This window comes from Bacillus vallismortis (assembly GCF_004116955.1).
Lineage (GTDB): Bacteria > Bacillota > Bacilli > Bacillales > Bacillaceae > Bacillus > Bacillus vallismortis.
Genome location: NZ_CP026362.1, coordinates 2,524,211 through 2,547,500 on the forward strand (window position 1 = coordinate 2,524,211; position 23,290 = coordinate 2,547,500).

Below are 23,290 nucleotides of genomic sequence, written 5' to 3' on the forward strand. Positions count from 1 at the left end.
CCTCCTCATTCTTTTCTAGTAAACTTCCATTTTTGATTTAAACCACTGCAAAACAGACATGCCTTCCTGCTCACGAATCTCCTCCACATCACGCTGCGCAACTTTCTCTCCATTAGCAAGCACGATGACTTCGTCAAGCAAGGTTTCTATTTCATCAATCTCATGTGTGGCGATGACGACAATCTGCTGCTCAAAATCAATGTACGAAACCAGACTGTTTACGATAGAGTCCCTGACCATCGGATCAAGCCCGGAAAAGGGTTCATCAAGCAAGATGACGGATGCCCTTCTTGCTAAAGCAAGGACGATTTTCAGCCTTCCCCGATTTCCTTTTGATAACTTTTTGATCTTTTTTTCCGGATCCAGCTGCATCTCACTCAACAGCTTATACGCTTGTTCTGTTTGAAAATCAGGAAATTGTGACTGATAAAAATTAACCATATCCTTTACAGTAAAGTGCGGATAAAACATATCAAGCTCTGTAAGATATGCCGTTTGACGCACCATATCTCTCGTAATCGGCTCTTCATCCGCTTTCACGAATCCTGAAGTCGGAAAGAGAAGGCCAGCCATCATTTTTAAGGTCGTTGACTTTCCGCTGCCGTTTGGACCAATCAAACCATAAATCCGTCCGGATGATAAAGAGATCGATACATCTTGAACAGCGGTGTGGCGGCCGTATTTTTTTGATACATGTTCTAAAGTGATTTCCATCTCAATCTCCCTCAGTGAATGTTTTAATCCTTTCCACCATATCTTCTTTCGTTAGCCCCAGCTCTGTCATTTGCTTCACAAAGCCTTCCAGCACTTCTCGTGTCAGCCTGTCTTTCAGCTCATCTACGATGTCTGCTTTCTCCGCAATAAACGTCCCTTGACCTCTTCTTGTCTCCACAATACCCAGCCTTTCCATCTCACTGTATGTTCTTTGAATTGTATTGGGATTTACCTTGGTTTGAATCGCCATTTCTCTTACAGAAGGAAGCTTGTCTCCTGGAAGCAGCTCCTTCCTGACCAGCCGATAAAAAATCTGGTCAGCAATCTGCAAATAAATCGGTTTTGAAGACTGGAAATGATTGTCCATATTCACACCTCAATTTTACGATCAAGCAGTTTAGAAGCCGCGATAAGCAGCAGGATTGTGATAACGATGGCAATAGGAAACCCAAGCACGGATAGATGTATCGGTTTTAATTCCACACTCCAAACGTCGCGTAATTGGAAATCAAAATCACAATAAACGGTTACAGGCCAGAAATGCTTTTGAGATACCACTAGAGGGCTTATGATGTATTCATCGAAGAAGTACCACACCCCGGCCAGCAGTCCCATCGCAGCCCAACGCAATCCGCGCCAATTCCTAAGCGAGTGAAAAACACTCCAAAACACAATCACTGTCACTGACATATATAACGAGGAAATAAGACCATATATATTCAGCAAAATCGGTGTACTTGATAAATCAGCTTGATGCACCAGCAGGTTTTTCACAGAGAGCATATGATAAATCCATATGCCATAAGCGGTTAATGCCAATTGAATCAGAAATTGATAGAGCAAAGATGCAGCCAATTTGGAAGAAAGCAGCCGGAAACCGCCATTTGGATTGTACAGCCATAGCTGTGATTTCCCTTCTTTGTGGAGGTGCATATACACAAAAACAGGGGATAAGAAAAGCAGAAAAAAAGCAACTGCAGCAAAGAAACCTAAAATGACAAGCGGTTCTTTCGTGCGAGAAGCTATGATATGACCTGTCCCCAAACAGAATATGATTCCGCAACTCCATACTAGCAGCCATATTCTCGAAAGTTTTATATCTTTCTTTAGCAGGCCTATAAAAGAACCCATGTCTTTCCCTCCCGGAAACCTCTTCGGTGTATGAGTAAAATAGTACACTAGTTCAAACCAAAATACAACTTATTCCATGGATTTATTTGATAAAAAATCATAATCCATACATGCTAACAGCAAAAAAGGCAAATCCGCCATGAATAAACGGATTTGCCTTTTTTATCACTTATTCTTGTTTTTCATGGAGAGCAGCGCATTTCGATAGCTGCTGTCCTGCATTTTGTCACTTGTCTCAGTGACCTCTTCTTCTGCCTGATCTTCATCAGAATGCTTAAACTTTTGCAGCGCCTGCCTGTAAATATCATCACCCATTGCGTCTCGTTTCTCTTTTGGAGAATCGTTCTCCACAACGGCTGATGTATGCTCGGCCGCCCTTGCTTCAGCAGGGTATTGCGCTTCGCTATTTCCCTCTTCTGGAGGGGCGATTCTTTCGGCTTTTTCTTGCTTCTCGGGTCCGGGGGAGGCGTTGCGGACGTTAAATGTAATAAGAGCCGCAATGACTATGACAGCAGCAATAATTGCTAGAATAATGGCCATTTTAACCTCTCCTTACTGTCCTGCTGTTAGGTTTCCTGTGACTTGGCTGACGCGTCTTCCTAAGGCGCGTCCAAGCTGAATACCTTCCTCAGACATTAACTCATCACTGTCAACCGGACAAGTGACGCCTGCTCCGTAATAAGAGCCGTACAGCGCGTTTTCTGGCACGTTTCCAGGCAAGCCGACAACGATCATGCCTTGGTGGAACATCGGTGTCATCAAGTTGTGCATTGTCATTTCCAAGCCGCCGTGTGTTGTTGCCGTTGTGCAGAAAACAGCGCCGACTTTGTTGATCAGCTCGCCTTCAGCCCATAAGTAGCCAAGTCTGTCGATCCAAGCTTTCAGACCGGAGCTGATTGTTCCGAAATGACCAGGGCATCCCCAAATAATCGCATCCATATCTTTCAGCTTGCGGATATCAGCCTGATCGACATGGTCGATCAGCACCTCAGCCGCCTCGTTTTCTTTCGCGCCTTCAGCAATGGCTTCTGCAAGAGCCTTTGTGTGTTCACCTTCACTGTCATACACTACATAAATTTTCATTCAGGAAACCTCCTTGTACAGATTAAGATTCCTTCACTTCTTTAGGAGCCGGAAGCAATGAAAGCTCCTCTTTTTTCTTTTTACGCAATTTATCTTTTCTGACGTCACGCAGGAAGATACTTAAAATTAATCCTGCTACGCAGAATAATGTTGCCCACATAAAAGCGTCATTAATCCCCATGACGTTTGAATCGAGTGTCGCGTGTTTATAAATATGAGAGTAGACATACGTTTTCGCTGTCTCGTAGGAAACATTCATATTCACCATTATATTCGAAACTGCATTTTGGAACGCATGGAGGAAGTTCGGGTCCGCCGTGCTTGTTTTATCTGCAATTTGTGAGTAATGGAATGTCGTACGGTTTGTATAAATCGTCGTGATTAAGCTTGTACCGATTGAACCGCTGATTTGGCGAAGCGTGTTGCTCATCGCCGTACCGTGGCTGTTCAGGCGGGCAGGAAGCTGGTTCATCCCCGCTGTCATAACTGGCATCATCAAGAGTGACATACCGAAAGCACGGATTGAGTAAATCAGCATGATGTGTGTATACGGTGTATCAATCGTTAATTGCGTATATTGATATGTTGTAACCACTGTCACGAGAAGTCCGATAATCGCGAGCGGTCTCGGACCGAATTTATCAAACAAAATACCTGAGATCGGTGACATGATCAGCATGACAATCGCACCCGGAAGCAGCAGCAGCCCGGATTGCAGCGCCGTAAAGCCAACAAGATTTTGCAGGTAAATTGGCAGCAGGAACATACCAGTGTACAGCGCTACTGTAATGATGATATTAATGACACTTGATAGTGAGAAAATATCATATTTAAACACTCTGAAATCAAGCATCGGATCGTCATGGCGCAATTGCTGAACAACAAAAGCAACAATGGCTATGACACCAATAATAACTGTAGACAGGACGATCGGATCTGTCCAGCCGTCAGAACCTGCTTCACTGACTCCGTATAGCAAGGAGGCGAATCCGACAATGGAAAGAATCGCTCCAAGCGTATCGAGCTTGATTTTTTGCGGCTCCACCATGTTTTTAAAGATGAAGAAAGCCACGATAATAATAATGGCACCAATCGGTACAAGGCCGTAAAACATAATGCGCCATGTATAATTCTCAATGATCCACCCAGAAAGAGTCGGGCCGACCGCAGGAGCAAACATCATCGCAAGTCCGAAGATCCCCATTCCTTTCCCCCTGCTTTCAGGAGGGAAGATAAACAGAATGGTTGTCATAACGAGCGGCTGCAAGATACCTCCGCCCACGGCCTGAATCAAACGGCCGACCAGCATTGTGGAAAAGTTAGGTGCGATACCGCAGACTAATGTTCCGAGTGTAAAACAAAACATGGCGACGAGAAAGAGACTCCGTTGGCCAAATCTTGTAATCAAGAAGGCAGATAACGGAATCAAAACGCCGTTAACAAGCATGTAACCTGTTGTGAGCCACTGAATCGTCGTTGCACTTACACCAAATTCAGTCATTAAGTGCGGCATTGCGACGTTAAGCAGCGTTTGGTTGAGTATTGCCAAAAACAACCCTGCCATTAGCACAATCAGCAATGACTTTGGGCTTTTTGCTTTATTTTCTTTGCCTGTAGCCATCTAAGACAACCTCCTTTCATGGTTTGATGACTGATCTGTTTTACTCAGAAATCTTAACAGATGCATTCATACCAGGAAGCACCTTATCAGATGGGTTTTTGATTGAGATTTTCACTGGAACCTTTTGTGTGACTTTTGTATAGTTACCGCTTGAATTTGTAGATGGAAGCATATCAAAAGTTGAATTTGTCGCATAACCGATCTCTTCTACAGTCCCGTCAAATGTTGTATTAGGATCTCCATCAACGACTACGTCTACACTATTACCTACTTCAACATCAGCAATATCTGTTTCTTTAATATTCGCAGTGATGTAGAGGTGGTCCATGTCAATTGTTTGGGCAATTGTTGTGCCAGCTTGTACTGTTTGTCCGTTTTTCACTTCGTTTTTCACAATTGTTCCATCCATGATGGATTTTACGTCAACAGATTGTTCACCTTTAATTTTTGCGACTGTGTCGCCTTTTTTGACTGTTTTTCCTTCTTCAAGGTCCCAGTCAGATACTTTGCCTGCTGCTGGTGCTGTAATGGCAGCCATATCGCCGGCTACTTTCGCTTCGTCTGTTTTGATAAAGTTTGTGCTTTGATAATAGTAATAAGCACCTCCGCCTATAATTGCAAGAACAACAATCAAACCGATAATGTTGGTCAGAATTAAACGTCCTCTGTTCATTTTGTTTTCTCCTTTCGTTTCATCCTCTATCATTTTGCGGAACGCTGGTGAAATTATGTGAGAAGTTTTTCATTACCGCTTTTCTGAACAGCCTTCAGCAAGCATCGTTAAGCTTCCGGCAAGCTTACGCAAATATTGAAGCTGGGATGTATCAAGCTTTTGGTACAAACCCGCGCCCATTTTTGCATATTGTACAGCGGCTTTTTCTATCAGTTCTTCCCCCTCTTCGGTTAACTGAATCATGACGATACGACGGTCATCCGGACTGTCAAATCGATTCATCAATCGGCGCTTATATAAAATATCTGTCATCCGCGTCACTGAAGCAGGTTTAAGATCAAGCGACACCGCCAGCTTGCTTAGCGGGGTGCTTCCGCTTTGATGAATTTTAAACATCAGCAAGTATTGAAGGACTGTAATATCAAAAGGCTCAAGCACAATCTCCAATATCTTCTTCTGTTTCTTATAAATCGCCCGAGACGTATCGAAGAGCTGTTCAAAAGTGAGCAAAGCACGTTCTGATTCAGTCAACTCGTTTTCACCTCATTCCTCAATAATAGTTCACAAGATAAAATATTAATAAATGAAAGGAGATTTGTCAAAGGAAAAATTTCTTTTCTTCTCGTATTTTTTTCGCAACCGCTTTCTTACTTTTATTAAATTAAAAAAAGCCCTGAAATGGGCTTTTCATTACGAAAATTGGCGGCTTACACCAGGCTCTTCATTTTTGAAAAAGTTCTTCAATGCCTGAAACACATCAGACTTCTGTTTTAAAATATAGTACTTAAATTTATCGTCTTTCACATTTTTGTAGGCAGACATTAACGTTGAATGCCTGTTGTACTGATTGACCTCTCCGTAGCAGAAAAGATTTGCTTTCTTCATAATATCATTGACCAATTTCACACAGCGCGCGTTATCAGATGTGAGGTTGTCACCGTCAGAAAAATGAAACGGGTAAATATTATAGCGGGCGGGATCGTACTTTTCATTAATCAGCTCAAGCGATTTTCGGTAGACGGAAGAACAGATTGTGCCGCCGCTTTCTCCCTTTGAGAAGAAGTCCTCCTCCGACACGACTTTTGCTTCTGTATGATGGGCAATAAATTCAATTTCTACAGTCTCATACTTCGTCCGCAAAAAACGGGTCATCCAGAAAAAGAAGCTTCTGGCCATGTATTTTTCCCAAACACCCATACTGCCGCTTGTATCCATCATCGCTAAGACGACAGCTTTTGACTCGGGCTTTGTTATGTCATTCCACGTCTTATACTTCAGATCCTCCGGGTAAATCGGATAGAACGATGGCTTCCCTGACATCGCGTTTCGTTTAAAAGCTGACATCATCGTTCTTTTCTTATCAATATTACCGGTTAGCCCTGTTTTACGGATATCATTAAATTCAATATCTGTATGAATGATATTGTCCCGCTCTTTTTGCTGGAGATTCGGAAGCTCTAGTTGCTTAAAAAGCGCTTCTTCTAAATCCATTAATGAAACTTCTGCTTCATAATAATCCTCGCCTGCCTGGTCACCGGCGCCCTGCCCTTTTCCGGGTCCCTGTTTTTTGTCTGACCCATCCCGGGCCACAACATCCCCAACCTGGCTGTCGCCTTCTCCTTGCCCCACATGTTTATTTTTATCATAGTTATAACGGATTTTATACTCATCCAGTGAACGGATTGGGATCTTCACTACATCTTTTCCGTTGGACATAATAATGCTTTCTTCAGTCACGAGGTCAGGAAGATTGTTTTTAATCGCTTCCTGCACTTTTTTCTGGTGGCGCTGCTGGTCGTCAAAACCTTTGCGATGGAGGGACCAGTTTTCCTCAGAAATCAAAAAATGGCCGCTGTCATTTTGGGACATGAATCCCCCTCCTTACCCATTTGTGGTCGTGATACATACGTATTCCTGCTTGTTTCAGATTATGAAACAAGTCTTTCGAAAAGATTTATATTCATCATATGCACTCAAACACAGTTCATTGACAAACTATTTAGAAAATGGGACAAAATAACCCGCCCTATTCGGACGGGTCACGTTGCTTATCGGTTCAGCAGGCTGCCGACATATTTCAGCAGTTCATTGGCGCTCGTCGAGTTGTAGCCGTGCTCATCAATTAAACGGGCCACGACTTCATTTACCTTTTTCAGCTGCTGCTCATCCGGCGTTTTGGTTGAAGTCGTAATTTTAACAACATCCTTCAGATCAGCAAACAACTTTTTCTGAATGGCTTCACGCAGTCTTTCATGAGAATTGTAATCAAACCGCTTTCCTTTTCTCGCATAGGCCGAGATGCGGATTAAGATTTCTTCGCGAAACGCTTTTTTGGCGTTTTCCGAAATGCCGATCTGCTCTTCGATAGATCTCATCAGCTTTTCGTCAGGGTTCATTTCTTCTCCCGTCAAAGGATCGCGCAGCTTGTTTTTATTGCAGTAGGCCTCTACGTTATCAAGGTAATTGTCCATAAGCGTTTTTGCTGATTCTTCATATGAATATACAAACGCTTTTTGAACTTCCTTTTTCGCAATGTCGTCATATTCCTTGCGGGCGGCAGAAATAAAATTCAAAAACCTCTCCCTGTCCTCACTCGAAATGGAAGGATGCTGATCAAGACCTTCTTTTAAGGAACGGAGAACATCAAGTGAATTAATCGATTCCATATTTTTTCTGATAATGGTTGAAGAAATCCGGTTGATCACGTACCGCGGATCAATGCCGCTCATGCCTTCATCATGATATTCTTTTTTCATATCCTCAACGTCGACAGAATTATAGCCTTCTACACTTTCTCCATCATACAGTCTCATTTTCTTGACCAGATCAATATCTGATCGTTTCGGTTCTTTTAATCGGGTGAGAATCGAGAACATCGCAGCGACCTTCAGCGTATGCGGGGCAATATGAACATCCGACACATCGCTTTCCGCGATCATTTTTTCATAAATTCTCTCTTCCTCAGACACTTTCAAATTATAAGGAACCGGCATCACAATGATTCTTGAGTGCAGAGCTTCATTCTTCTTATTAGAAATAAATGAGCGATATTCCGTTTCATTCGTGTGAGCTACGATCAGCTCATCAGCAGAAATTAACGCAAATCGCCCGGCTTTAAAATTCCCTTCCTGTGTCAATGAAAGCAAATGCCAAAGAAATTTCTCATCACATTTCAGCATTTCCTGAAACTCCATCATCCCGCGGTTCGCTTTATTCAGCTCTCCGTCAAACCGGTAAGCGCGCGGATCCGATTCTGAACCATACTCGGCAATGGTTGAGAAATCTATACTTCCCGTCAAATCGGCAATATCCTGAGATTTCGGATCAGACGGGCTGAATGTTCCAATTCCCGTACGTTTATCTTCTGAAAAAAAGATGCGCTCAACCTTCACATCCTCAATTCTTCCTCCGTATTCTTCCTCCAGTCTCATGACATTTAATGGAGATAGACTTCCTTCTATTCTAATGCCGTATTCTCTGTAAAAGTCATCACGCAAATGATGGGGGATTAAATGCAAAGGATCCTCGTGCATCGGGCAGCCTTTAATCGCATAGACAGCCCCATTATCCGTCAGGGTGTACGCTTCGAGACCTTTTTTAAGCATCGTGACCAGCGTTGATTTACCGCCGCTCACAGGTCCCATCAGCAATAGGATCCGCTTTCTGACATCAAGCCGTTTCGCGGCTGGATGAAAATACTCTTCCACAAGACGCTCAAGTGATTCCTCAAGCCCAAACAGCTCGCGGTCAAAAAAGCTGTACTTCTTCCGTCCGTCAACCTCCTCTATCCCGCTGTCTTTTATCATATTAAAAACACGAGAATGAGCAGATTGCGCGACCATTGGATTTTCTTTTATAATCTGCAAATAATCGGCGAATGTTCCTTCCCATTTCAGCCGCTGCTCTTCCTCTCTGTACTGTTCAATTTTCTTTAATATATCCATAAGGACCTCCTCCATCATGTTTGTTGCACTATGCAAATAAGGTACTTTGATACAATCTATGCCGCCATCCCGTGATACATGCTTTGGTTTCTTAAAATAAAGATCCTTACACGGGCGTTGACAAGGCAGACTGTGACCGTTCATAATAAAGAAAATAACAGAATCATCCAGACTCGGGCATCACGGAAAAATTGAAGAGGGGGAGAGACGGTGAAAACAATCATCATGATGGGTGTCATTGTCACTTTTTTAGTATCAATTTTTACCGCAGGATACGAAAGCAAGCCGGGGAAAGAATAAAAAAGGGTGCTCCTGACAAGGGCACCCTTTTTGCGTAACATAACAATGTTTTATACTTGAGTGTTTTCTGCAACCTCGGACTAATCATCACGTTTGCATGTGTTAATGGCACTCGATTGTTTCGATGGTGCATCCCGCAGCAGACAGCCCTTCACCTTTGATTTTGACATGGCGGTATAAGCCGCCTGCATCGTGTTCGGCGCCATGCCATTTTAAATGCCCCTGTTTTGTTTCCCCTTAACGGTCCTCCTCATATCTTCGTGCATGTTTTTACCGATGCGCTCGGATCACAAGAATAGTCCCCGCTGTATTCGACTGTTTCAATCTGGCAATCCGGACCAATTATCACTTTATTTCCCCGCACGGTTTTCGCCTTTGTATTTGCCAGCTCTATGACGTCACCTTCAATCAGTTCAGCCGTTAAAACAGGCTGCGGCAACAGTCTGAGCAAGGTAAGCATACCTTTTCTGCCAGTCACTTGAAGATGGCGGCAGCCAATTTCACGCACATCACTTTCCCCGGCAGAAAGCTTAATCTTCACTTGGTCAGCATTTAAGAGCCCGCTGATGTTGCATTTCCCTTCCGATAGAAAGGTTTCCGTTTCACAATCCGCTTCCATGACCGTTTTTCCGCTAATGACAATACCGTCAGCCTTGACTGTGCCTCCGAATGTTGATGATCCAGCGATTTTCAATTGTTTTGCGGATACCTCTCCTTCAATAAAACCTGTTCCGTTTATTCGAATAGATTCTGTGTCAACATCTCCCTGTATCTTTCCTGAGCCGTTGATGGTTATCGCTTTCGCCTTTACACTGCCGTCAGCTTTTCCGGTTCCATGAAAAGAAAAAGTCTCACACTCCACGTCCCCGGCCACAGTGCCGCTGCCGTTAATCTCAACTGATTGAAACGTTCCTCCCTTTGAACTTCCTGATCCGTTTATCACGAGCTTTTCCATTACATCCATTGATGGCCCTCCTGCATATATGTTGTTTTTAATTCCTCTGACGCCTTAGCTAAATCTACCCGTTCCACAACCTTGACAGATGACTCAAACAGAATGCTGTCGGCCGCAGCCGCTATAAAACAAGTTGTGACACCAAGCTTCCGCAGCACAATCAGCTCTGTCTGTTTCTTGATCTCTTCAGTATCATGCTGCTTTAACACCTCTGCGGCCATTTTGGCTTCTGCCAGGCTGACATTCCCGGACTGCAGCAGCCCTTCAAGCACATACAACGAAAGCAGTTCGCGGGAAGAAAAAACCATACCTTCTCTGCTTTCAGAAAAGACTTCAAGAACAGGCTTTGAAATCAAACCTTTATGCAGCAATTCATCAGCGGTCATGCTGATATCGTTTATTTTTGGCGACAGCATTTCCCTCATTTCATCCAGTGACAAATTTTCCTTCATCTTTTGAATCATTGAAATACGCTGTAAAATATCCTCCCTCGGAAAAAACGTCTCTTGCCCTGTAAATGTGGATTTGCGAATAAACCAATCCTCAGGAATTAAGTTTTTGCGCTTCCACCGATACAGCTGACCGTAGGAAATCGATGTTATTTCAAGTAATTCTTTTTTAGAGATTAATTGTTCTTCCATAAGTCCAGCTCCTTTTGTGTACTCATTGTAACATAACAATGTTACGTTGTTAAGCCCAAAAAAAATTCCGCCCATCATCATGAGCGGATTTACTACTACTTCAAGTCACGGTAATTTTGCTGGCGCAGCGCTTCATAAACAAGAATGGCCGCGGTGTTGGACAGGTTTAACGATCTCACGTGCTCTGTCATCGGAAGACGCAGGCAGCGGTCCATGTTATTTTGGATTAACTCCTTTGGCAAACCGCTTGTTTCTCTTCCGAACACGAAGAAATAATCCTCGTCAAGATCAGTGTAATCAAACGATGTATGAGGCTGCTCGCCAAATTTCGTAATAAAGAAAAACTGGCCTTTTTGATATGCCTCAAACAATTCCTCTAACGAATCATGATACACAACGTTAACAAACTCCCAATAATCGAGCCCGGCACGCTTCAGCATTTTATCGTCCGTTGAAAAGCCGAGCGGACGAATCAGGTGGAGCGTTGTATTGGTTGCTGCACAAGTACGTGCAATATTCCCTGTATTGGCGGGAATTTCTGGTTGATATAAAACGACATGTAATGCCACAATGTTCACCTCTGTTTTTCTTATCCGCCCACCATTATATCATTAATTACTCTTTTGTCGTATCATCAATGATATGAAAAAACGTATATCGGATGGATGGCGTGTATGCCGTAGAATCCTCGTATGACCAATACCTCATTCTGCTGTCATAGGACTGGGCGTTAACAAGCGGCATATTGCCTTTGTCCTTCGCCACGACAATCGTTGTATGATTAAACCGGCCGTCTCCTTCAAAGTCATAGCAAATCACATCACCCGGCATCAGTTCTTCCGCTGATTTCACCCGCACCGCACGCAGGCCGGCCTTTGAATTCGACAAATACATTTTCATAGAATGAGCTACCGTCCAGCTGTAGCTCCAAGAGCTTTGTTTCATCCACCAGCCTGATCCTCTGTTCGGATGGCCGCGCATCGGCGCACCTCCCGCATGAAGACATTGAGAAATAAAATTCGTACAGTTATCGCTGAAATTTTTATAAGCCGGGTTGCGCTTGTTCCAATGTTTCTCGGCATATTGCACAGCACCGAGACGATCGTATTGAAAGGCCCTGCCAAACGCTTCCCTTTCCTCTTGAGAATAGTCAATAATACTGGTCCCTTCATGAAATCCAGCCGGCTTTTTCGCAATTTCCTGATCACGAATCAAAATATGATCATAAAGGAAAGCCATCCGCTCCTCTATGTGCTCTTCCATATACAAGCTGTCGTCCTGCTCCTTATACACGTATTCATAATGGATGGTATACGTAAGGCAGGTCGTTCCGTCATCCTCAACCCGCGTATTGCCAATGACGGCCTTCGCTTTCGCTTTTACGATGTCAACTTTACGTTTTTCCAGAAGCTTCTTCTTCCGCTCCATGACTTCAAGGTCCCCGACTTCAGACTCCTGTCTCATCGCATACCCGTTAACCAGATAGCTCAGCCGCTCCTCTGCCAATTGTTCTAAAATGTGCTTCAAGCTCACCCCACCCGCCATACTTTTTGTAGAGAAAAAACACTTGGATGCATCTCATCTCAAGTGTTTTTTTCCTTCTGTTCTATAGGTATGTCAGGACAAGCCTTGTTTAGTCATGCCCGAAGCGTTTAGCAATCCAATTCCTTTTTCAATTTCCAGCTTCGCCTCTTCATCCTTCTCTTTTTCCAGCGCTTTTTCAAGCTCTTCCGCGTATGCGCGGTCTCCGATTTTCCCGATCGCCCATGCAGCTGTTCCTCTGATCACAGGACGCGGGTCCTTATGCATCAAATCCGTCAATTCAGGCAGCGCGGACTCATCTTTAAAATGGGCAAGAGCGAGGATGGCGTTTCGCTGTATCGGTTTCTTCCCTCGCCAAGAACCCGAGACATGCCCGAATTTCTCTTTAAATTCCCGGTTGCTGATGGTTAAAAGCGGCTTCAATAACGGCTTGGCAATCTCAGGGTCAGGCTCCATTTCCGGATGAAGATGAAAATCCTTCCCTTTATTAAGAGGACACACCGTTTGGCACGTATCGCACCCGTACAGACGATTTCCAATCTTTGTCCGGAATTCATCAGGCAAAAATCCTTTCGTCTGGGTCAGAAACGAGATGCAGCGCTGCGCATTCAGCTGTCCCGGATTTACCAGTGCCCCCGTCGGGCAGGCGTCCAGACATTTCGTGCAGGATCCGCACATATCTTCAATCGGCACATCAGGCTCAAAAGGTATATTGGTAATCATTTCTGCCAAATATACATAAGAGCCATACTCAGGCGTTGTGATCATACAGTTTTTCGCACTGAATCCGATGCCGGCCCGCTCTGCAACGGCCCGATCAGATAATTCGCCAGTATCGACCATTGACTTCGTTCTGATATCCTCATGCTTGCTTCTCAAGAATTCCTCGAGCTGATCAAGTTTTTCCCTCAGCACATCGTGATAGTCTTTGCCCCAGGAAGCTCTGCAAAAAATGCCTCTGCGCTCCGTTCTCGTGCTTCTCGGCGCATCCTTCATTCTGGAAGGATATGCGAGGGCTATCGCCACAATTGATTTCGCTTTCGGCAAAAGCAGCGTCGGCGTCACCCTTTTCTCGATATCTGGCTCTTCAAAGCCGGAGAGATAGCCTAGTGATTCTTGAAGAATCAAACGGTCTTTTAAACTGTCAAATGTATCAGCGGTCGTAAAACCAATCTTGTCCACGCCAATGCTTTTCGCATATTCAATCAATTCTTCTTTGAGCTGATAAACGTTCATGTTTTGCACAGCCTCCTTTCTTTGTGATAAAACGATACAGCGTTTATAATAGGTTGATATCCCGTATCTGGAGTGAATGCTTGTGAATATTAAACTAGATTCTGTTATTACTGAACGTGCGGCCGGCTTACATGCGGCAGCTGTAATTTATGAGAATATCGAGGTCGGCTCCTCACCGCAAATGCTGAAAGGCAGGCTTCGCCTATTTCAAGAATCCCTGTTTTTCGATTATGCGGACGGCGGAATATCTGATGCCCCCTTCGTCAAGGAATGGCAGGAACTCTTTAAAAAGCTGACCCCTGCATTTGAGGGAGAAACAACACCAATGGAGGACATGCTGATCCCAATATCTAAAGAACAATTCAAAGAAAGCAAGGATTCAGCCCATGACACCACCGATTTTTTCGCATTAAAATATTCTCTGCCCATTATGATTTATGATGCCGGCAAGCTTCATGAGCAAGTCCGAATCTCATTGGGAGAAAAAGAAAACATCCTGCATTTCTCTGATGAAAACGGCATATTCGGCGATTTTAAAAACAGCGTCAATCGCTTTCCCGTTACTAACGAGACCAAGAACATGCTGCAAATCATCTTTTTCCCGCCTTCCATTGAAAAAAGCAGCGCTGTTAAACTCTTATCATCATTAACAAAAATGTTTGAACAAATTCACGGCGGTGCCCATACAGTACATTGGCTTACGTAAAAGAACACAGTGATAGTGTTCTTTTTTACATAAAAAAACGCAATACCTCGTTTATCTAAGAAACGAAACACTGCGTTAATAACGTATGTATGGAGCGGGTGATGAGAATCGAACTCACGACATCAGCTTGGAAGGCTGAGGTTTTACCACTAAACTACACCCGCATTTTTGATTGTCAGCAACAGTATCGCTCTGACTTTTTTTATATTACATGTTTATTGTTTTTTCGTCAAGGGAATATAAAAATTTTGTCGAAAAAATGTCTTCTTTTTGTAAAGATGTTAAGTCACATTTACAAAATGTTAAGTATACTATACAATATAACCAAATGAGATTGTGAAGGGGACAGACGTCATGATGAAAAATAAAGTAAAAGAGCTGAGGGCACGGTTGGGATATTCTCAGGAAAAACTCGGAGAAACAGTCGGCGTCACAAGACAAACGGTGGCGGCTATCGAAAAAGGCGACTATGTCCCCTCACTGCTGTTAGCACTGAAAATCTGTAAAGCCTTCTCCATGAAAATGGAGGATATCTTTTGGTTAGAGGAGGAAAACTAAGATGAGCATGAAAACAAAAGCAGCTTTTCAACTTGTATTATTTGCCCTTGCATGCTGGACGTTGATATCATACTTTAAAGCCTCGGAAGGCATAGCAGCCTTTTCCCGTACAAAGAGCGGTGAAATGGTGTTTGAATTAAACCTCACTCCCTTTATTCTGTTTGTTGCGGCGGCTTCGGTTTATTTGTACTTGCATAAGAAAAGCCGCCCTGCCAGAAAGCAGCTTCTTCTGCCTGATGAATTTGAAGAGCAGGATGAAAGAGAACAGATGATGACGGCAAAAGCATGCCGCGCATCCTATATCGCCGTCTACTTCTCGCTTCCTGCCGCAGCAGTTCTTCTCATTTTTTATCCGCTTTTTCAATCACGTATTCCGTTTTTCCCTATTATAATTGTGTTCATCATCATGATTATCCAGCACCTATCCTATGTCATCTCTTTCAAGAAAAACGAAAAAAACTCCGGCTCGCTGTAATGGGCCGGAGCTTCTTCTTACCAGCTCGATTTTTTCACACCGGGAATCTGGCCTTTATGGGCCAGCTCCCTGAAAGCGATTCTGGACATTTTAAACTTTCTCATATATCCTCTCGGGCGCCCCGTTACCATGCAGCGATTGTGGAGCCTCCCCGGTGCTGAATCTCTCGGCAGCTTGCTGAGTGCCTCGTAATCTCCTTTTTCTTTCAGCTCGCGTCTTATAGCCGCGTATTGTTCAACAAGCTGCTGGCGTTTTAACTCTTTTGCCACTTTAGATTTTTTTGCCAAGATATAGCCTCCTCCATTAAGCAAATCGAAATCGTTACGATTTAAAATATACCATGCATGATTCAAAAAAAGCAAGCACACTGTTTTACAAAACAGACGGCCAAAAGCCGTCCGTGTTTAATCGTGCAATTTGACATAATAAAGCAAGGCATCTTGATATTTAATTAAGTCTTTTTTATGGTCAGAGGTACTCATGGTTTCTTTGGAATCTTTTATACTGCTGCCGATCAATACAGGTTTTTCAAAAGAAATCGGCTGAGCCGATGAAATATTCTGAGTCATCTCCTGTACCGTGCTGCCATCACGCCGAAACGACGAAGCAGCCGCAATATTCCCTTGTTTATCCACAATCCCAAAATGAACGGTGGTCAATTTATTCTTTCCTTCTCCCTCCTCATTCTCAAAGTAAACAAATTGTAATGAATCGGGTTTTTCCTCAGAGTAGTCTTCACTTACCGGTCCAATGGTCTCAGCAAGCTTTCCGTTTTGATAATGCTCTATATACATTTCGGCTCCAGAAATGCTATTGCTGATATTTGCAACCTCGGCAGTAAATGTTTGTGAGGCTGCAACATCCATTCTGTTTTTTTCGAGATCTGACATATCCGCCTCTTTGATTTCCATTTGTTTTGTATCTTCGCATGCCGACAGCATAGCGAGCAGGCAAATGATTGTTGCGCTAATCAATGTTTTCAGAAAAACCGCTCCCTTCTTTACATAGCATACCATGTTTAGAGGCTGTGCTTTCCTAAAACCGCAACTTATTTATCACTAACTCTGCTTGTTTCGCAAATAGAGAAGAAGAAATCAATCCTATAATTTTTTTCATTCTCCCTTAAAGGTTGATATGACAATGGTTTATCGGCATTTTTAATACTAGATATCGCTTAATAGATATATTTATTTTATAATAATTATAAAATAATATTGACTTTTTTATTGGAGATGATATTATGTTTTTATAAATTCCAAGAGGTGATTACATGAGCTCAAACAAACTGACAACTAGCTGGGGCGCTCCGGTTGGAGATAACCAAAATTCAATGACTGCCGGTTCTCGCGGACCAACTTTAATCCAAGATGTACATTTACTTGAAAAATTGGCCCATTTCAACAGAGAACGTGTTCCTGAACGTGTTGTACATGCCAAAGGAGCAGGCGCTCACGGATATTTTGAAGTGACAAATGATGTCACAAAATACACAAAGGCCGCTTTCCTTTCTGAGGTCGGCAAACGCACACCGCTCTTCATTCGTTTCTCAACCGTTGCCGGTGAACTTGGCTCGGCTGATACAGTTCGCGACCCGCGCGGATTTGCGGTTAAATTTTATACTGAAGAAGGAAACTACGACATCGTCGGGAACAATACACCTGTATTCTTCATCCGCGATGCGATTAAGTTCCCTGATTTCATCCATACACAAAAAAGAGATCCAAAAACACACTTAAAAAACCCTACAGCGGTTTGGGATTTCTGGTCACTTTCACCAGAATCACTGCATCAAGTGACAATCCTGATGTCTGACCGCGGTATTCCTGCGACACTTCGCCACATGCATGGCTTCGGAAGCCATACATTCAAATGGACAAATGCCGAAGGCGAAGGCGTGTGGATTAAATATCACTTTAAAACAGAACAAGGCGTGAAAAACCTTGACGTCAATACTGCGGCAAAAATTGCCGGTGAAAACCCTGATTACCATACAGAAGATCTTTTCAATGCGATCGAAAATGGAGATTTCCCTGCATGGAAACTATATGTGCAAATCATGCCTTTAGAAGATGCCAATACGTATCGCTTTGACCCGTTTGATGTTACAAAAGTTTGGTCTCAAAAAGACTATCCATTAATCGAGGTCGGACGTATGGTTCTCGACAGAAATCCTGAAAACTACTTTGCAGAAGTAGAACAAGCGACATTCTCGCCTGGAACACTCGTGCCTGGCATTGATGTTTCTCCTGATAAAATGCTTCAAGGCCGGCTGTTTGCTTATCATGATGCACACCGCTACCGTGTCGGTGCAAACCATCAAGCACTGCCAATTAACCGCGCACGCAACGAAGTGAACAATTATCAGCGTGACGGACAAATGCGCTTTGACAATAACGGCGGCGGATCTGTATATTACGAGCCAAACAGCTTCGGCGGTCCGAAAGAGTCACCGGAGGATAAACAAGCAGCATATCCGGTAGAAGGAATCGCTGACAGCGTAAGCTATGATCACAACGATCACTACACACAAGCCGGTGACCTCTACCGTTTAATGAGCGAGGATGAGCGTGCCCGCCTTGTTGAAAATATAGTTAACGCCATGAAGCCGGTAGAAATTGAAGAAATCAAACTTCGCCAAATCGAGCATTTCTACAAAGCGGATCCTGAATACGGAACACGCGTGGCTGAAGGCCTTGGATTGAAAATTAAATAAAATTATTAATAGAATTGCAAAAACCCGCTGTACATAGCGGGTTTTTTATTTGCGCACTTCGTATGTCCTCCATGTGAGGGATCACACTCTATCGTTTGCTTTCAAACAAAAAAGCCCTTATCTAAAAGATAAGAGCCTTCGGTGCCCAAAGAGGCTGGAATACGTTCGCAGTCAATCTTTTATTTGTAAAGCTGGCTGCCTTGATTTACAAATTCTTCGGCTTTTTCTTTCATCCCCTCTTCAATAGCATCCCATTCGCTCAGCTCTTTGTCCTTCGCATAGTCACGGATATCCTGAGAAATTCTCATGCTGCAAAACTTCGGTCCGCACATTGAACAGAAATGAGCGGTTTTCGCTCCTTCTGCCGGCAAGGTCTCATCATGGTATTCAAGCGCTCTTTCCGGATCAAGAGATAGATGAAACTGGTCTCGCCAGCGAAATTCAAAGCGGGCTTTCGATAAAGCGTCATCACGTATTTGCGCTCCGGGATGCCCTTTTGCAAGGTCTGCGGCGTGCGCAGCAATTTTATATGTAATGACTCCTTCACGAACATCATCACGGTTTGGCAGCCCCAAATGCTCCTTCGGCGTTACATAACAAAGCATTGCTGTCCCATACCAGCCGATCATTGCCGCTCCGATCGCTGAAGTAATATGGTCATAGCCCGGCGCTATATCTGTTGTCAGCGGCCCCAAGGTGTAAAAAGGCGCTTCTTTGCAGATGTCCATTTGTTTATCGACGTTCTCTTTGATTTTATGCATCGGCACATGCCCAGGTCCCTCAATCATCACCTGAACATCATGCTTCCAGGCAATTTGCGTCAGCTCCCCAAGTGTCTCTAATTCAGCAAACTGCGCTTCATCATTGGCGTCAGCGATTGATCCGGGTCGAAGCCCGTCTCCCAGAGAAAAAGCAATGTCATACGTTTTCATAATCTCACAGATCTCTTCAAAATGGGTATAGAGAAAGCTTTCCTGATGATGAGCCAGACACCATTGTGCCATAATCGCTCCCCCGCGTGATACGATTCCCGTCGTCCGTTTGGCTGTTAATGGCACATACCGCAACAAAACACCCGCGTGGATCGTAAAATAATCCACTCCCTGTTCAGCCTGCTCGATCAGCGTGTCACGATAAATCTCCCACGTTAGATCCTCCGCTACGCCGTTTACTTTTTCAAGCGCCTGATAAATTGGAACCGCCCCTACAGGCACAGGGCAATTGCGGATAATCCATTCACGCGTCGTATGAATATCTTTTCCGGTAGATAGATCCATCATCGTATCCGCTCCCCAGCGGATAGCCCACGTCATTTTTTCCACTTCTTCTTCAATGGATGACGTAACCGCCGAATTCCCAATATTCGCATTAATCTTCACATGAAAATTCCGGCCGATAATCATCGGTTCACTCTCAGGATGATTAATATTTGAAGGAATGATCGCCCGGCCGCTTGCTACCTCATCTCTGACAAATTCGGGAGACACATGCTCGCGGATTGCGATAAACTCCATCTCAGGTGTAATGATTCCTTTTTTGGCATAGTGCATTTGCGTGACGTTTTGGCCCGCTTTCGCCCGCAGCGGTTTCCGCTTTAGTCCCGGGTAGCTTACGTTTGGATTTGCTTTTTTATAACCGTTATCTTCTGGTTTGACATCCCGTCCTTCATATTCTTCAACATCGCCGCGCTCCGTGATCCATTTTTGGCGAAGCGGCCTTAATCCTTCTTGAATATGAATGGCCACCTCAGGGTCCGTATACGGTCCGCTTGTATCATAGACACGAACAGGCGCGTTTTCTTCTTCGCCGAACGCTCCTGTCGTCGGACTTAAGGCAATTTCCCTCATTGGCACTTGGATGTCCGCAGAGGAACCCTCCACGTATACTTTCTTGCTCCCTGAAAAACTCGACATAATCGAAATGTTGGCTTGCTGCACTGAATCGTTTTGCATCACTGATCCTTCCCCTCTCTTCGTTTGAAAGGACAAAATCAAGCTCATTACCAGCACAAAAAACCGGATTCAAAGAATGAACCCGGTTACAGTCAGAAAGAAACATATTATCGCCCAGGACGGCAATAATAAAAACAATTTCTCTACTTCCCCACGCTGGTACGAACCAGATCAGGTCCAAAGGGTTAAGAAGCTTACCTTCTCTCTCAGCCCGAAAACGGGCACCCCCAGTAACTATTAATTTCGCACTCATCTTAACATAAAACCAACCCGAAAAAAAAGAGAAATATAGATCATATTCAGCTAATTCACCCCAGATATTTTACCGGCAGCCGGGTTTCAAAGATTTCATGTTCAACCACCGTCACCCGATATGCCTTTGCACCCGGCCTTGAGCTCACTGTCTGAAACAGCTGATCATTTATAAAATGGAGAGCCGCTCCATCATCCGCCGCATAACCATCACCCAAGAAACCATTACATATCAGCTGATGGAATATCGGCCGCCGCTCCTTCTCACTGTCATAATGAGGACAAAAGCTTCCATGCAAAAAGCCTAAACTTTTCATACTTGTCAGCGGCCCGGCTGAATCCGTCACCCCTTCTTCAAACCAGCACATCGCACCGGCACTTAATCCAGCTAAAACCACACCGCTCTTCCACGCCTCTCTGAGAATAAGATCCAACCCCCACTCCTTCCATAGCACAAGCATATTCCGCGTATTTCCCCCGCCAACATAGATCACGTCCTGTTCCATAACAAAAGAAAGTATATCTGTTGACAGCGGCTTACATAAGGATAAATGAGACGGTACACAGTCCATTGTTTGAAATGCATGATAAAACCGCTGGACATAGTTTTGTGAATCACCGCTCGCCGTCGGCAAAAAACAAATGCGAGGTGACTTCCGTTTCGTTTGATTGATGATATATTGATCGAGAGACAAATTGTCCGGTTCCATCGAAAAACCCCCGCCGCCCATCGCAATAATCTGTTTCATCATCCCACCCCCGACAAAACTTGTTATTCATTATGGCATGACAAGGCTACATATTTTCTTACCCAGGACGACCTAGAAAATAAATCTTCTGAAGAACGGGGAGATAAAGCCTTTGAACGAGGTCTCAGCCCAATTTTTAATTTCAGTCACATTTAGAAAACGCAATCCCTAACCTTAGAACAGCGCTGCACGATCAATTCGTTACAGTTCTAGATAAAAATATATCTGTATCACAAAAAAGACGGGACCTCATCTTTCAGATCCCGCCTCTCCCTTTTATTGCTCCACTCTTCGTAAAGCCTCATTTACCGTTTCTTTGATAAACACATCTTCACCGCTTAATCGATCTAAACTGAGATCGCCGTTTCTCAGCCTTTCGGAAATATGGTTTATATCCTCTTCTACCGTGATTTGCAGCTCACCGGCCAAAAACATTCTGTGTAATTCATCAGCAACCATACTTTCTTTGTTCATTCCAATCCGCTCCTTTGCTTTCAATATTATTCTTAGTCTGTCCCTAGGCAGGACAAATAATAGGAAAAAAGTATGAATCAAACGAATCTTTTTTCCTTCTTCTTACGTATATCTGTTGAGAAAAAGAAAAAGGGGAAGATCTAACATGTCATTTTTCAAGAAGCTTGCAGCAAGTGCCGGAATCGGTGCTGCAAAAGTAGATACAATTTTAGAGCAAGACGCCTATTATCCAGGAGAAAAAGTACGGGGAACTGTTCATGTCAAAGGCGGAAAAATCGCTCAGGACATCCGCTTTATTGACGTACAGCTTAATACACGGTACGTCATTGTAAAAGATGATGAAGAGCATCGAAAATACGCTACAATTCATTCTTTCCGGGTCACTGGTTCATTCACCATTCAGCCTGGAGAAGAGCATCAATTTCCGTTCTCATTCATTCTTCCACTTGATACCCCGATTACTGTAGGAAAAGTAGAAGTCGCCGTGGTGACAGACCTTGATATCGAAGGTGGTATCGATAAATCCGACCATGACCGCATTTTCGTTGAGGCACACCCTTGGATTGAAAATGTACTGGAAGCAATCAAAAACCTTGGCTTCCGCCTTCATGAAGCAGACTGCGAACAAGCGCCTTACTTCCAGCGCAGACTTCCATTTGTTCAAGAATTTGAGTTCGTTCCAACATCAGGTTACTATCGTCAGATGCTTGATGAGTTAGAGCTTATTTTCCTTTTAGACGAAAACGGTTTAGACATTATTTTCGAAGTCGACCGCAGAGCAAGAGGACTGCGAGGGTGGCTGAAAGAGATGTACAATGACGGAGAACAGCTCGTACGCGTCCGCTTCAGCCAATCAGAGCTTGAAGATGTAGAAGGTCTTGAAGAGGTGTTAAAAGAGATCATAGACCAATACGCTGAATAAATTAGAGAAAGGAGCTCAAATAAGCTTGGCTCCTTTCTTAGATCAAATAAAAAAACCCGTTTCTTAAATAGAAACGGGTTTTCAGTATACCGGTGGTCGGGGTCGAACCGACACTCCAGAAGGAACACGATTTTGAGTCGTGCGCGTCTGCCAATTCCGCCACACCGGCAAGTTTTACGTCGTATCCAACCGACGAATATAAATATATCATGGATTATATAAAGTGTCAACGTATTTCAAAAAAGTTTTTTTGGAAATATAAAATAAAAAAGTATTTAGGGCTTAGCTAAATATAAAGGTTCAAAGACCCAAGCAGCTTTATGATCATTTACCGGAACTTAGTTGCTAATGATAAATGAAATCAAAGCAATAAAAAAATGATCTACTTGTGTAGATCATTAATATGATTAGTTATCAATATAGAACACAAACACCAATTCAACTTATCATGTAAGTAAAATTGGTGCCGAGGGCCGGACTTGAACCGGCACGGTAGTCACCTACCGCAGGATTTTAAGTCCTGTGTGTCTGCCAATTCCACCACCCCGGCAAAAGAAAGGCGACACCCGGATTCGAACCGGGGATAAAGGTTTTGCAGACCTCTGCCTTACCACTTGGCTATGCCGCCATAATTGGAGCGGAAGACGGG

26 protein-coding genes, 5 tRNA genes and 1 riboswitch (1 of these 32 only partly in view) are annotated in these 23,290 nt (G+C 43.7%); of the genes, 5 read left to right on the forward strand and 26 right to left on the reverse strand.

Annotated elements, in window-relative coordinates:
• Positions 1–15: 15 nt before the first annotated feature.
• The 16 genes from BV11031_RS13575 to queG all read right to left on the reverse strand — a co-directional run bounded on the left by BV11031_RS13575 (position 16) and on the right by queG (position 13,840).
• The gene (locus tag BV11031_RS13575) at positions 16–714 is read right to left on the reverse strand and encodes an ABC transporter ATP-binding protein (protein ID WP_010327750.1); all 699 of its coding nucleotides are present in this window, start codon (positions 712–714) and stop codon (positions 16–18) included.
• 1 nt (position 715) lies between these two features.
• Entirely contained in the window at positions 716–1,081 is a 366-nt protein-coding gene (locus BV11031_RS13580; RefSeq protein WP_010327749.1) for a GntR family transcriptional regulator, read from the reverse strand.
• 2 nt (positions 1,082–1,083) lie between these two features.
• Complete coding sequence (locus BV11031_RS13585; protein ID WP_010327748.1) at positions 1,084–1,845, reverse strand: hypothetical protein; 762 nt, start codon at positions 1,843–1,845, stop codon at positions 1,084–1,086.
• Between the two features lie 165 nt (positions 1,846–2,010).
• Entirely contained in the window at positions 2,011–2,385 is a 375-nt protein-coding gene (locus tag BV11031_RS13590; protein WP_010327747.1) for a hypothetical protein, read from the reverse strand.
• A gap of 12 nt (positions 2,386–2,397) precedes the next feature.
• The gene (locus tag BV11031_RS13595; RefSeq protein ID WP_010327746.1) at positions 2,398–2,928 is read right to left on the reverse strand and encodes an NAD(P)H-dependent oxidoreductase; all 531 of its coding nucleotides are present in this window, start codon (positions 2,926–2,928) and stop codon (positions 2,398–2,400) included.
• 22 nt (positions 2,929–2,950) lie between these two features.
• A complete protein-coding gene (locus BV11031_RS13600) occupies positions 2,951–4,549 on the reverse strand; it encodes an MFS transporter (RefSeq protein WP_010327745.1) in 1,599 nt (532 codons plus the stop codon).
• A gap of 40 nt (positions 4,550–4,589) precedes the next feature.
• Positions 4,590–5,255, reverse strand: a complete 666-nt coding sequence (locus BV11031_RS13605; RefSeq protein ID WP_082022490.1) for an HlyD family secretion protein — start codon at positions 5,253–5,255, stop codon at positions 4,590–4,592.
• A 39-nt stretch (positions 5,256–5,294) separates the two neighbouring features.
• Positions 5,295–5,753 carry a MarR family transcriptional regulator gene (locus BV11031_RS13610; protein WP_010327743.1) on the reverse strand — a complete coding sequence of 153 codons (459 nt, stop codon included), beginning with the start codon at positions 5,751–5,753 and terminating at the stop codon, positions 5,295–5,297.
• A gap of 159 nt (positions 5,754–5,912) precedes the next feature.
• Positions 5,913–7,091, reverse strand: coding sequence for a sporulation protein YhbH (gene yhbH, locus BV11031_RS13615; RefSeq protein WP_010327742.1), 1,179 nt, complete (start codon positions 7,089–7,091; stop codon positions 5,913–5,915).
• A gap of 179 nt (positions 7,092–7,270) precedes the next feature.
• The gene (gene prkA, locus BV11031_RS13620) at positions 7,271–9,166 is read right to left on the reverse strand and encodes a serine/threonine protein kinase PrkA (RefSeq protein ID WP_010327741.1); all 1,896 of its coding nucleotides are present in this window, start codon (positions 9,164–9,166) and stop codon (positions 7,271–7,273) included.
• A 380-nt stretch (positions 9,167–9,546) separates the two neighbouring features.
• Complete coding sequence (locus BV11031_RS23185; protein ID WP_268523342.1) at positions 9,547–9,672, reverse strand: hypothetical protein; 126 nt, start codon at positions 9,670–9,672, stop codon at positions 9,547–9,549.
• Between the two features lie 44 nt (positions 9,673–9,716).
• Positions 9,717–10,430: a polymer-forming cytoskeletal protein gene (locus BV11031_RS13625; RefSeq protein ID WP_010327739.1), complete on the reverse strand. Its 714-nt coding sequence runs from the start codon at positions 10,428–10,430 to the stop codon at positions 9,717–9,719.
• Positions 10,421–11,062: a YhbD family protein gene (locus BV11031_RS13630; RefSeq protein WP_026014411.1), complete on the reverse strand. Its 642-nt coding sequence runs from the start codon at positions 11,060–11,062 to the stop codon at positions 10,421–10,423. The genes BV11031_RS13625 and BV11031_RS13630 overlap by 10 nt, the downstream gene beginning before the upstream one ends.
• A 95-nt stretch (positions 11,063–11,157) precedes the next feature.
• Positions 11,158–11,640: a tRNA (uridine(34)/cytosine(34)/5-carboxymethylaminomethyluridine(34)-2'-O)-methyltransferase TrmL gene (gene trmL / locus BV11031_RS13635; protein ID WP_082022477.1), complete on the reverse strand. Its 483-nt coding sequence runs from the start codon at positions 11,638–11,640 to the stop codon at positions 11,158–11,160.
• A 37-nt stretch (positions 11,641–11,677) separates the two neighbouring features.
• Positions 11,678–12,607 carry an amidase domain-containing protein gene (locus BV11031_RS13640; RefSeq protein ID WP_082246265.1) on the reverse strand — a complete coding sequence of 310 codons (930 nt, stop codon included), beginning with the start codon at positions 12,605–12,607 and terminating at the stop codon, positions 11,678–11,680.
• A gap of 72 nt (positions 12,608–12,679) precedes the next feature.
• Positions 12,680–13,840 (reverse strand): tRNA epoxyqueuosine(34) reductase QueG, encoded by a 1,161-nt coding sequence (gene queG / locus BV11031_RS13645; RefSeq protein ID WP_010327735.1) that lies wholly within the window; start codon positions 13,838–13,840, stop codon positions 12,680–12,682.
• An 82-nt stretch (positions 13,841–13,922) separates the two neighbouring features.
• On the opposite strand from queG, the gene BV11031_RS13650 reads away from it, so the two are divergent.
• Positions 13,923–14,546: a B3/B4 domain-containing protein gene (locus BV11031_RS13650; RefSeq protein ID WP_010327734.1), complete on the forward strand. Its 624-nt coding sequence runs from the start codon at positions 13,923–13,925 to the stop codon at positions 14,544–14,546.
• A gap of 90 nt (positions 14,547–14,636) precedes the next feature.
• Here BV11031_RS13650 and BV11031_RS13655 read toward each other — a convergent pair.
• A tRNA-Gly gene (locus BV11031_RS13655) sits at positions 14,637–14,710 on the reverse strand.
• Between the two features lie 193 nt (positions 14,711–14,903).
• Between BV11031_RS13655 and BV11031_RS13660 the strand changes: the two genes are divergently transcribed.
• A complete protein-coding gene (locus tag BV11031_RS13660; RefSeq protein WP_010327733.1) occupies positions 14,904–15,104 on the forward strand; it encodes a helix-turn-helix transcriptional regulator in 201 nt (66 codons plus the stop codon).
• Between the two features lies 1 nt (position 15,105).
• A complete protein-coding gene (locus BV11031_RS13665) occupies positions 15,106–15,579 on the forward strand; it encodes a hypothetical protein (protein ID WP_010327732.1) in 474 nt (157 codons plus the stop codon).
• 17 nt (positions 15,580–15,596) lie between these two features.
• Here the strand turns inward: BV11031_RS13665 and rpsN are convergent, their stop codons facing one another.
• Together rpsN and BV11031_RS13675 are read right to left on the reverse strand one after the other, a co-directional pair.
• Entirely contained in the window at positions 15,597–15,866 is a 270-nt protein-coding gene (gene rpsN, locus BV11031_RS13670) for a 30S ribosomal protein S14 (RefSeq protein WP_010327731.1), read from the reverse strand.
• A gap of 117 nt (positions 15,867–15,983) precedes the next feature.
• Positions 15,984–16,520 carry a hypothetical protein gene (locus tag BV11031_RS13675; protein WP_041952518.1) on the reverse strand — a complete coding sequence of 179 codons (537 nt, stop codon included), beginning with the start codon at positions 16,518–16,520 and terminating at the stop codon, positions 15,984–15,986.
• Between the two features lie 329 nt (positions 16,521–16,849).
• Here BV11031_RS13675 and katA point away from each other — a divergent pair, with 329 nt between their 5' ends.
• Positions 16,850–18,292 (forward strand): catalase KatA, encoded by a 1,443-nt coding sequence (gene katA / locus BV11031_RS13680; protein WP_010327729.1) that lies wholly within the window; start codon positions 16,850–16,852, stop codon positions 18,290–18,292.
• Positions 18,293–18,471: 179 nt separating this feature from the next.
• Here the strand turns inward: katA and thiC are convergent, their stop codons facing one another.
• From thiC to BV11031_RS13695, 3 genes are all read right to left on the reverse strand, one after another.
• Positions 18,472–20,244: a phosphomethylpyrimidine synthase ThiC gene (gene thiC / locus BV11031_RS13685; protein WP_010327728.1), complete on the reverse strand. Its 1,773-nt coding sequence runs from the start codon at positions 20,242–20,244 to the stop codon at positions 18,472–18,474.
• 131 nt (positions 20,245–20,375) lie between these two features.
• Positions 20,376–20,483: riboswitch (TPP riboswitch) on the reverse strand.
• Positions 20,484–20,552: 69 nt separating this feature from the next.
• Entirely contained in the window at positions 20,553–21,245 is a 693-nt protein-coding gene (locus tag BV11031_RS13690; protein ID WP_010327727.1) for a Type 1 glutamine amidotransferase-like domain-containing protein, read from the reverse strand.
• Between the two features lie 276 nt (positions 21,246–21,521).
• Complete coding sequence (locus tag BV11031_RS13695; protein WP_026014409.1) at positions 21,522–21,725, reverse strand: hypothetical protein; 204 nt, start codon at positions 21,723–21,725, stop codon at positions 21,522–21,524.
• Positions 21,726–21,864: 139 nt separating this feature from the next.
• Here BV11031_RS13695 and BV11031_RS13700 point away from each other — a divergent pair, with 139 nt between their 5' ends.
• Positions 21,865–22,641 carry a sporulation control protein Spo0M gene (locus BV11031_RS13700; RefSeq protein ID WP_010327725.1) on the forward strand — a complete coding sequence of 259 codons (777 nt, stop codon included), beginning with the start codon at positions 21,865–21,867 and terminating at the stop codon, positions 22,639–22,641.
• An 87-nt stretch (positions 22,642–22,728) separates the two neighbouring features.
• Here the strand turns inward: BV11031_RS13700 and BV11031_RS13705 are convergent.
• The 4 genes from BV11031_RS13705 to BV11031_RS13720 all read right to left on the reverse strand — a co-directional run.
• Positions 22,729–22,810, reverse strand: a tRNA-Leu gene (locus BV11031_RS13705).
• Between the two features lie 292 nt (positions 22,811–23,102).
• Positions 23,103–23,191: transfer RNA gene (locus BV11031_RS13710), tRNA-Leu, on the reverse strand.
• A gap of 7 nt (positions 23,192–23,198) precedes the next feature.
• Positions 23,199–23,269 (reverse strand) — tRNA-Cys (locus BV11031_RS13715).
• Between the two features lie 5 nt (positions 23,270–23,274).
• A tRNA-Gly gene (locus BV11031_RS13720) sits at positions 23,275–23,290 on the reverse strand; it runs 59 nt beyond the window's last position.

What these genes read in the sequence shown, in the direction of transcription:
- BV11031_RS13575 (WP_010327750.1), bottom strand. Translation starts at nt 714, where the DNA reads ATGGAAATCACTTTAGAACATGTATCAAAAAAATACGGCCGCCACACC.
- BV11031_RS13580 (WP_010327749.1), bottom strand. Translation starts at nt 1,081, where the DNA reads ATGGACAATCATTTCCAGTCTTCAAAACCGATTTATTTGCAGATTGCT.
- BV11031_RS13585 (WP_010327748.1), bottom strand. Translation starts at nt 1,845, where the DNA reads ATGGGTTCTTTTATAGGCCTGCTAAAGAAAGATATAAAACTTTCGAGA.
- BV11031_RS13590 (WP_010327747.1), bottom strand. Translation starts at nt 2,385, where the DNA reads ATGGCCATTATTCTAGCAATTATTGCTGCTGTCATAGTCATTGCGGCT.
- BV11031_RS13595 (WP_010327746.1), bottom strand. Translation starts at nt 2,928, where the DNA reads ATGAAAATTTATGTAGTGTATGACAGTGAAGGTGAACACACAAAGGCT.
- BV11031_RS13600 (WP_010327745.1), bottom strand. Translation starts at nt 4,549, where the DNA reads ATGGCTACAGGCAAAGAAAATAAAGCAAAAAGCCCAAAGTCATTGCTG.
- BV11031_RS13605 (WP_082022490.1), bottom strand. Translation starts at nt 5,255, where the DNA reads ATGATAGAGGATGAAACGAAAGGAGAAAACAAAATGAACAGAGGACGT.
- yhbH (WP_010327742.1), bottom strand. Translation starts at nt 7,091, where the DNA reads ATGTCCCAAAATGACAGCGGCCATTTTTTGATTTCTGAGGAAAACTGG.
- prkA (WP_010327741.1), bottom strand. Translation starts at nt 9,166, where the DNA reads ATGGATATATTAAAGAAAATTGAACAGTACAGAGAGGAAGAGCAGCGG.
- BV11031_RS23185 (WP_268523342.1), bottom strand. Translation starts at nt 9,672, where the DNA reads ATGGCGCCGAACACGATGCAGGCGGCTTATACCGCCATGTCAAAATCA.
- BV11031_RS13625 (WP_010327739.1), bottom strand. Translation starts at nt 10,430, where the DNA reads ATGGATGTAATGGAAAAGCTCGTGATAAACGGATCAGGAAGTTCAAAG.
- BV11031_RS13630 (WP_026014411.1), bottom strand. Translation starts at nt 11,062, where the DNA reads ATGGAAGAACAATTAATCTCTAAAAAAGAATTACTTGAAATAACATCG.
- BV11031_RS13640 (WP_082246265.1), bottom strand. Translation starts at nt 12,607, where the DNA reads ATGGCGGGTGGGGTGAGCTTGAAGCACATTTTAGAACAATTGGCAGAG.
- queG (WP_010327735.1), bottom strand. Translation starts at nt 13,840, where the DNA reads ATGAACGTTTATCAGCTCAAAGAAGAATTGATTGAATATGCGAAAAGC.
- BV11031_RS13660 (WP_010327733.1), top strand. Translation starts at nt 14,904, where the DNA reads ATGAAAAATAAAGTAAAAGAGCTGAGGGCACGGTTGGGATATTCTCAG.
- BV11031_RS13665 (WP_010327732.1), top strand. Translation starts at nt 15,106, where the DNA reads ATGAGCATGAAAACAAAAGCAGCTTTTCAACTTGTATTATTTGCCCTT.
- BV11031_RS13675 (WP_041952518.1), bottom strand. Translation starts at nt 16,520, where the DNA reads ATGCTGTCGGCATGCGAAGATACAAAACAAATGGAAATCAAAGAGGCG.
- katA (WP_010327729.1), top strand. Translation starts at nt 16,850, where the DNA reads ATGAGCTCAAACAAACTGACAACTAGCTGGGGCGCTCCGGTTGGAGAT.
- thiC (WP_010327728.1), bottom strand. Translation starts at nt 20,244, where the DNA reads ATGCAAAACGATTCAGTGCAGCAAGCCAACATTTCGATTATGTCGAGT.
- BV11031_RS13690 (WP_010327727.1), bottom strand. Translation starts at nt 21,245, where the DNA reads ATGAAACAGATTATTGCGATGGGCGGCGGGGGTTTTTCGATGGAACCG.
- BV11031_RS13700 (WP_010327725.1), top strand. Translation starts at nt 21,865, where the DNA reads ATGTCATTTTTCAAGAAGCTTGCAGCAAGTGCCGGAATCGGTGCTGCA.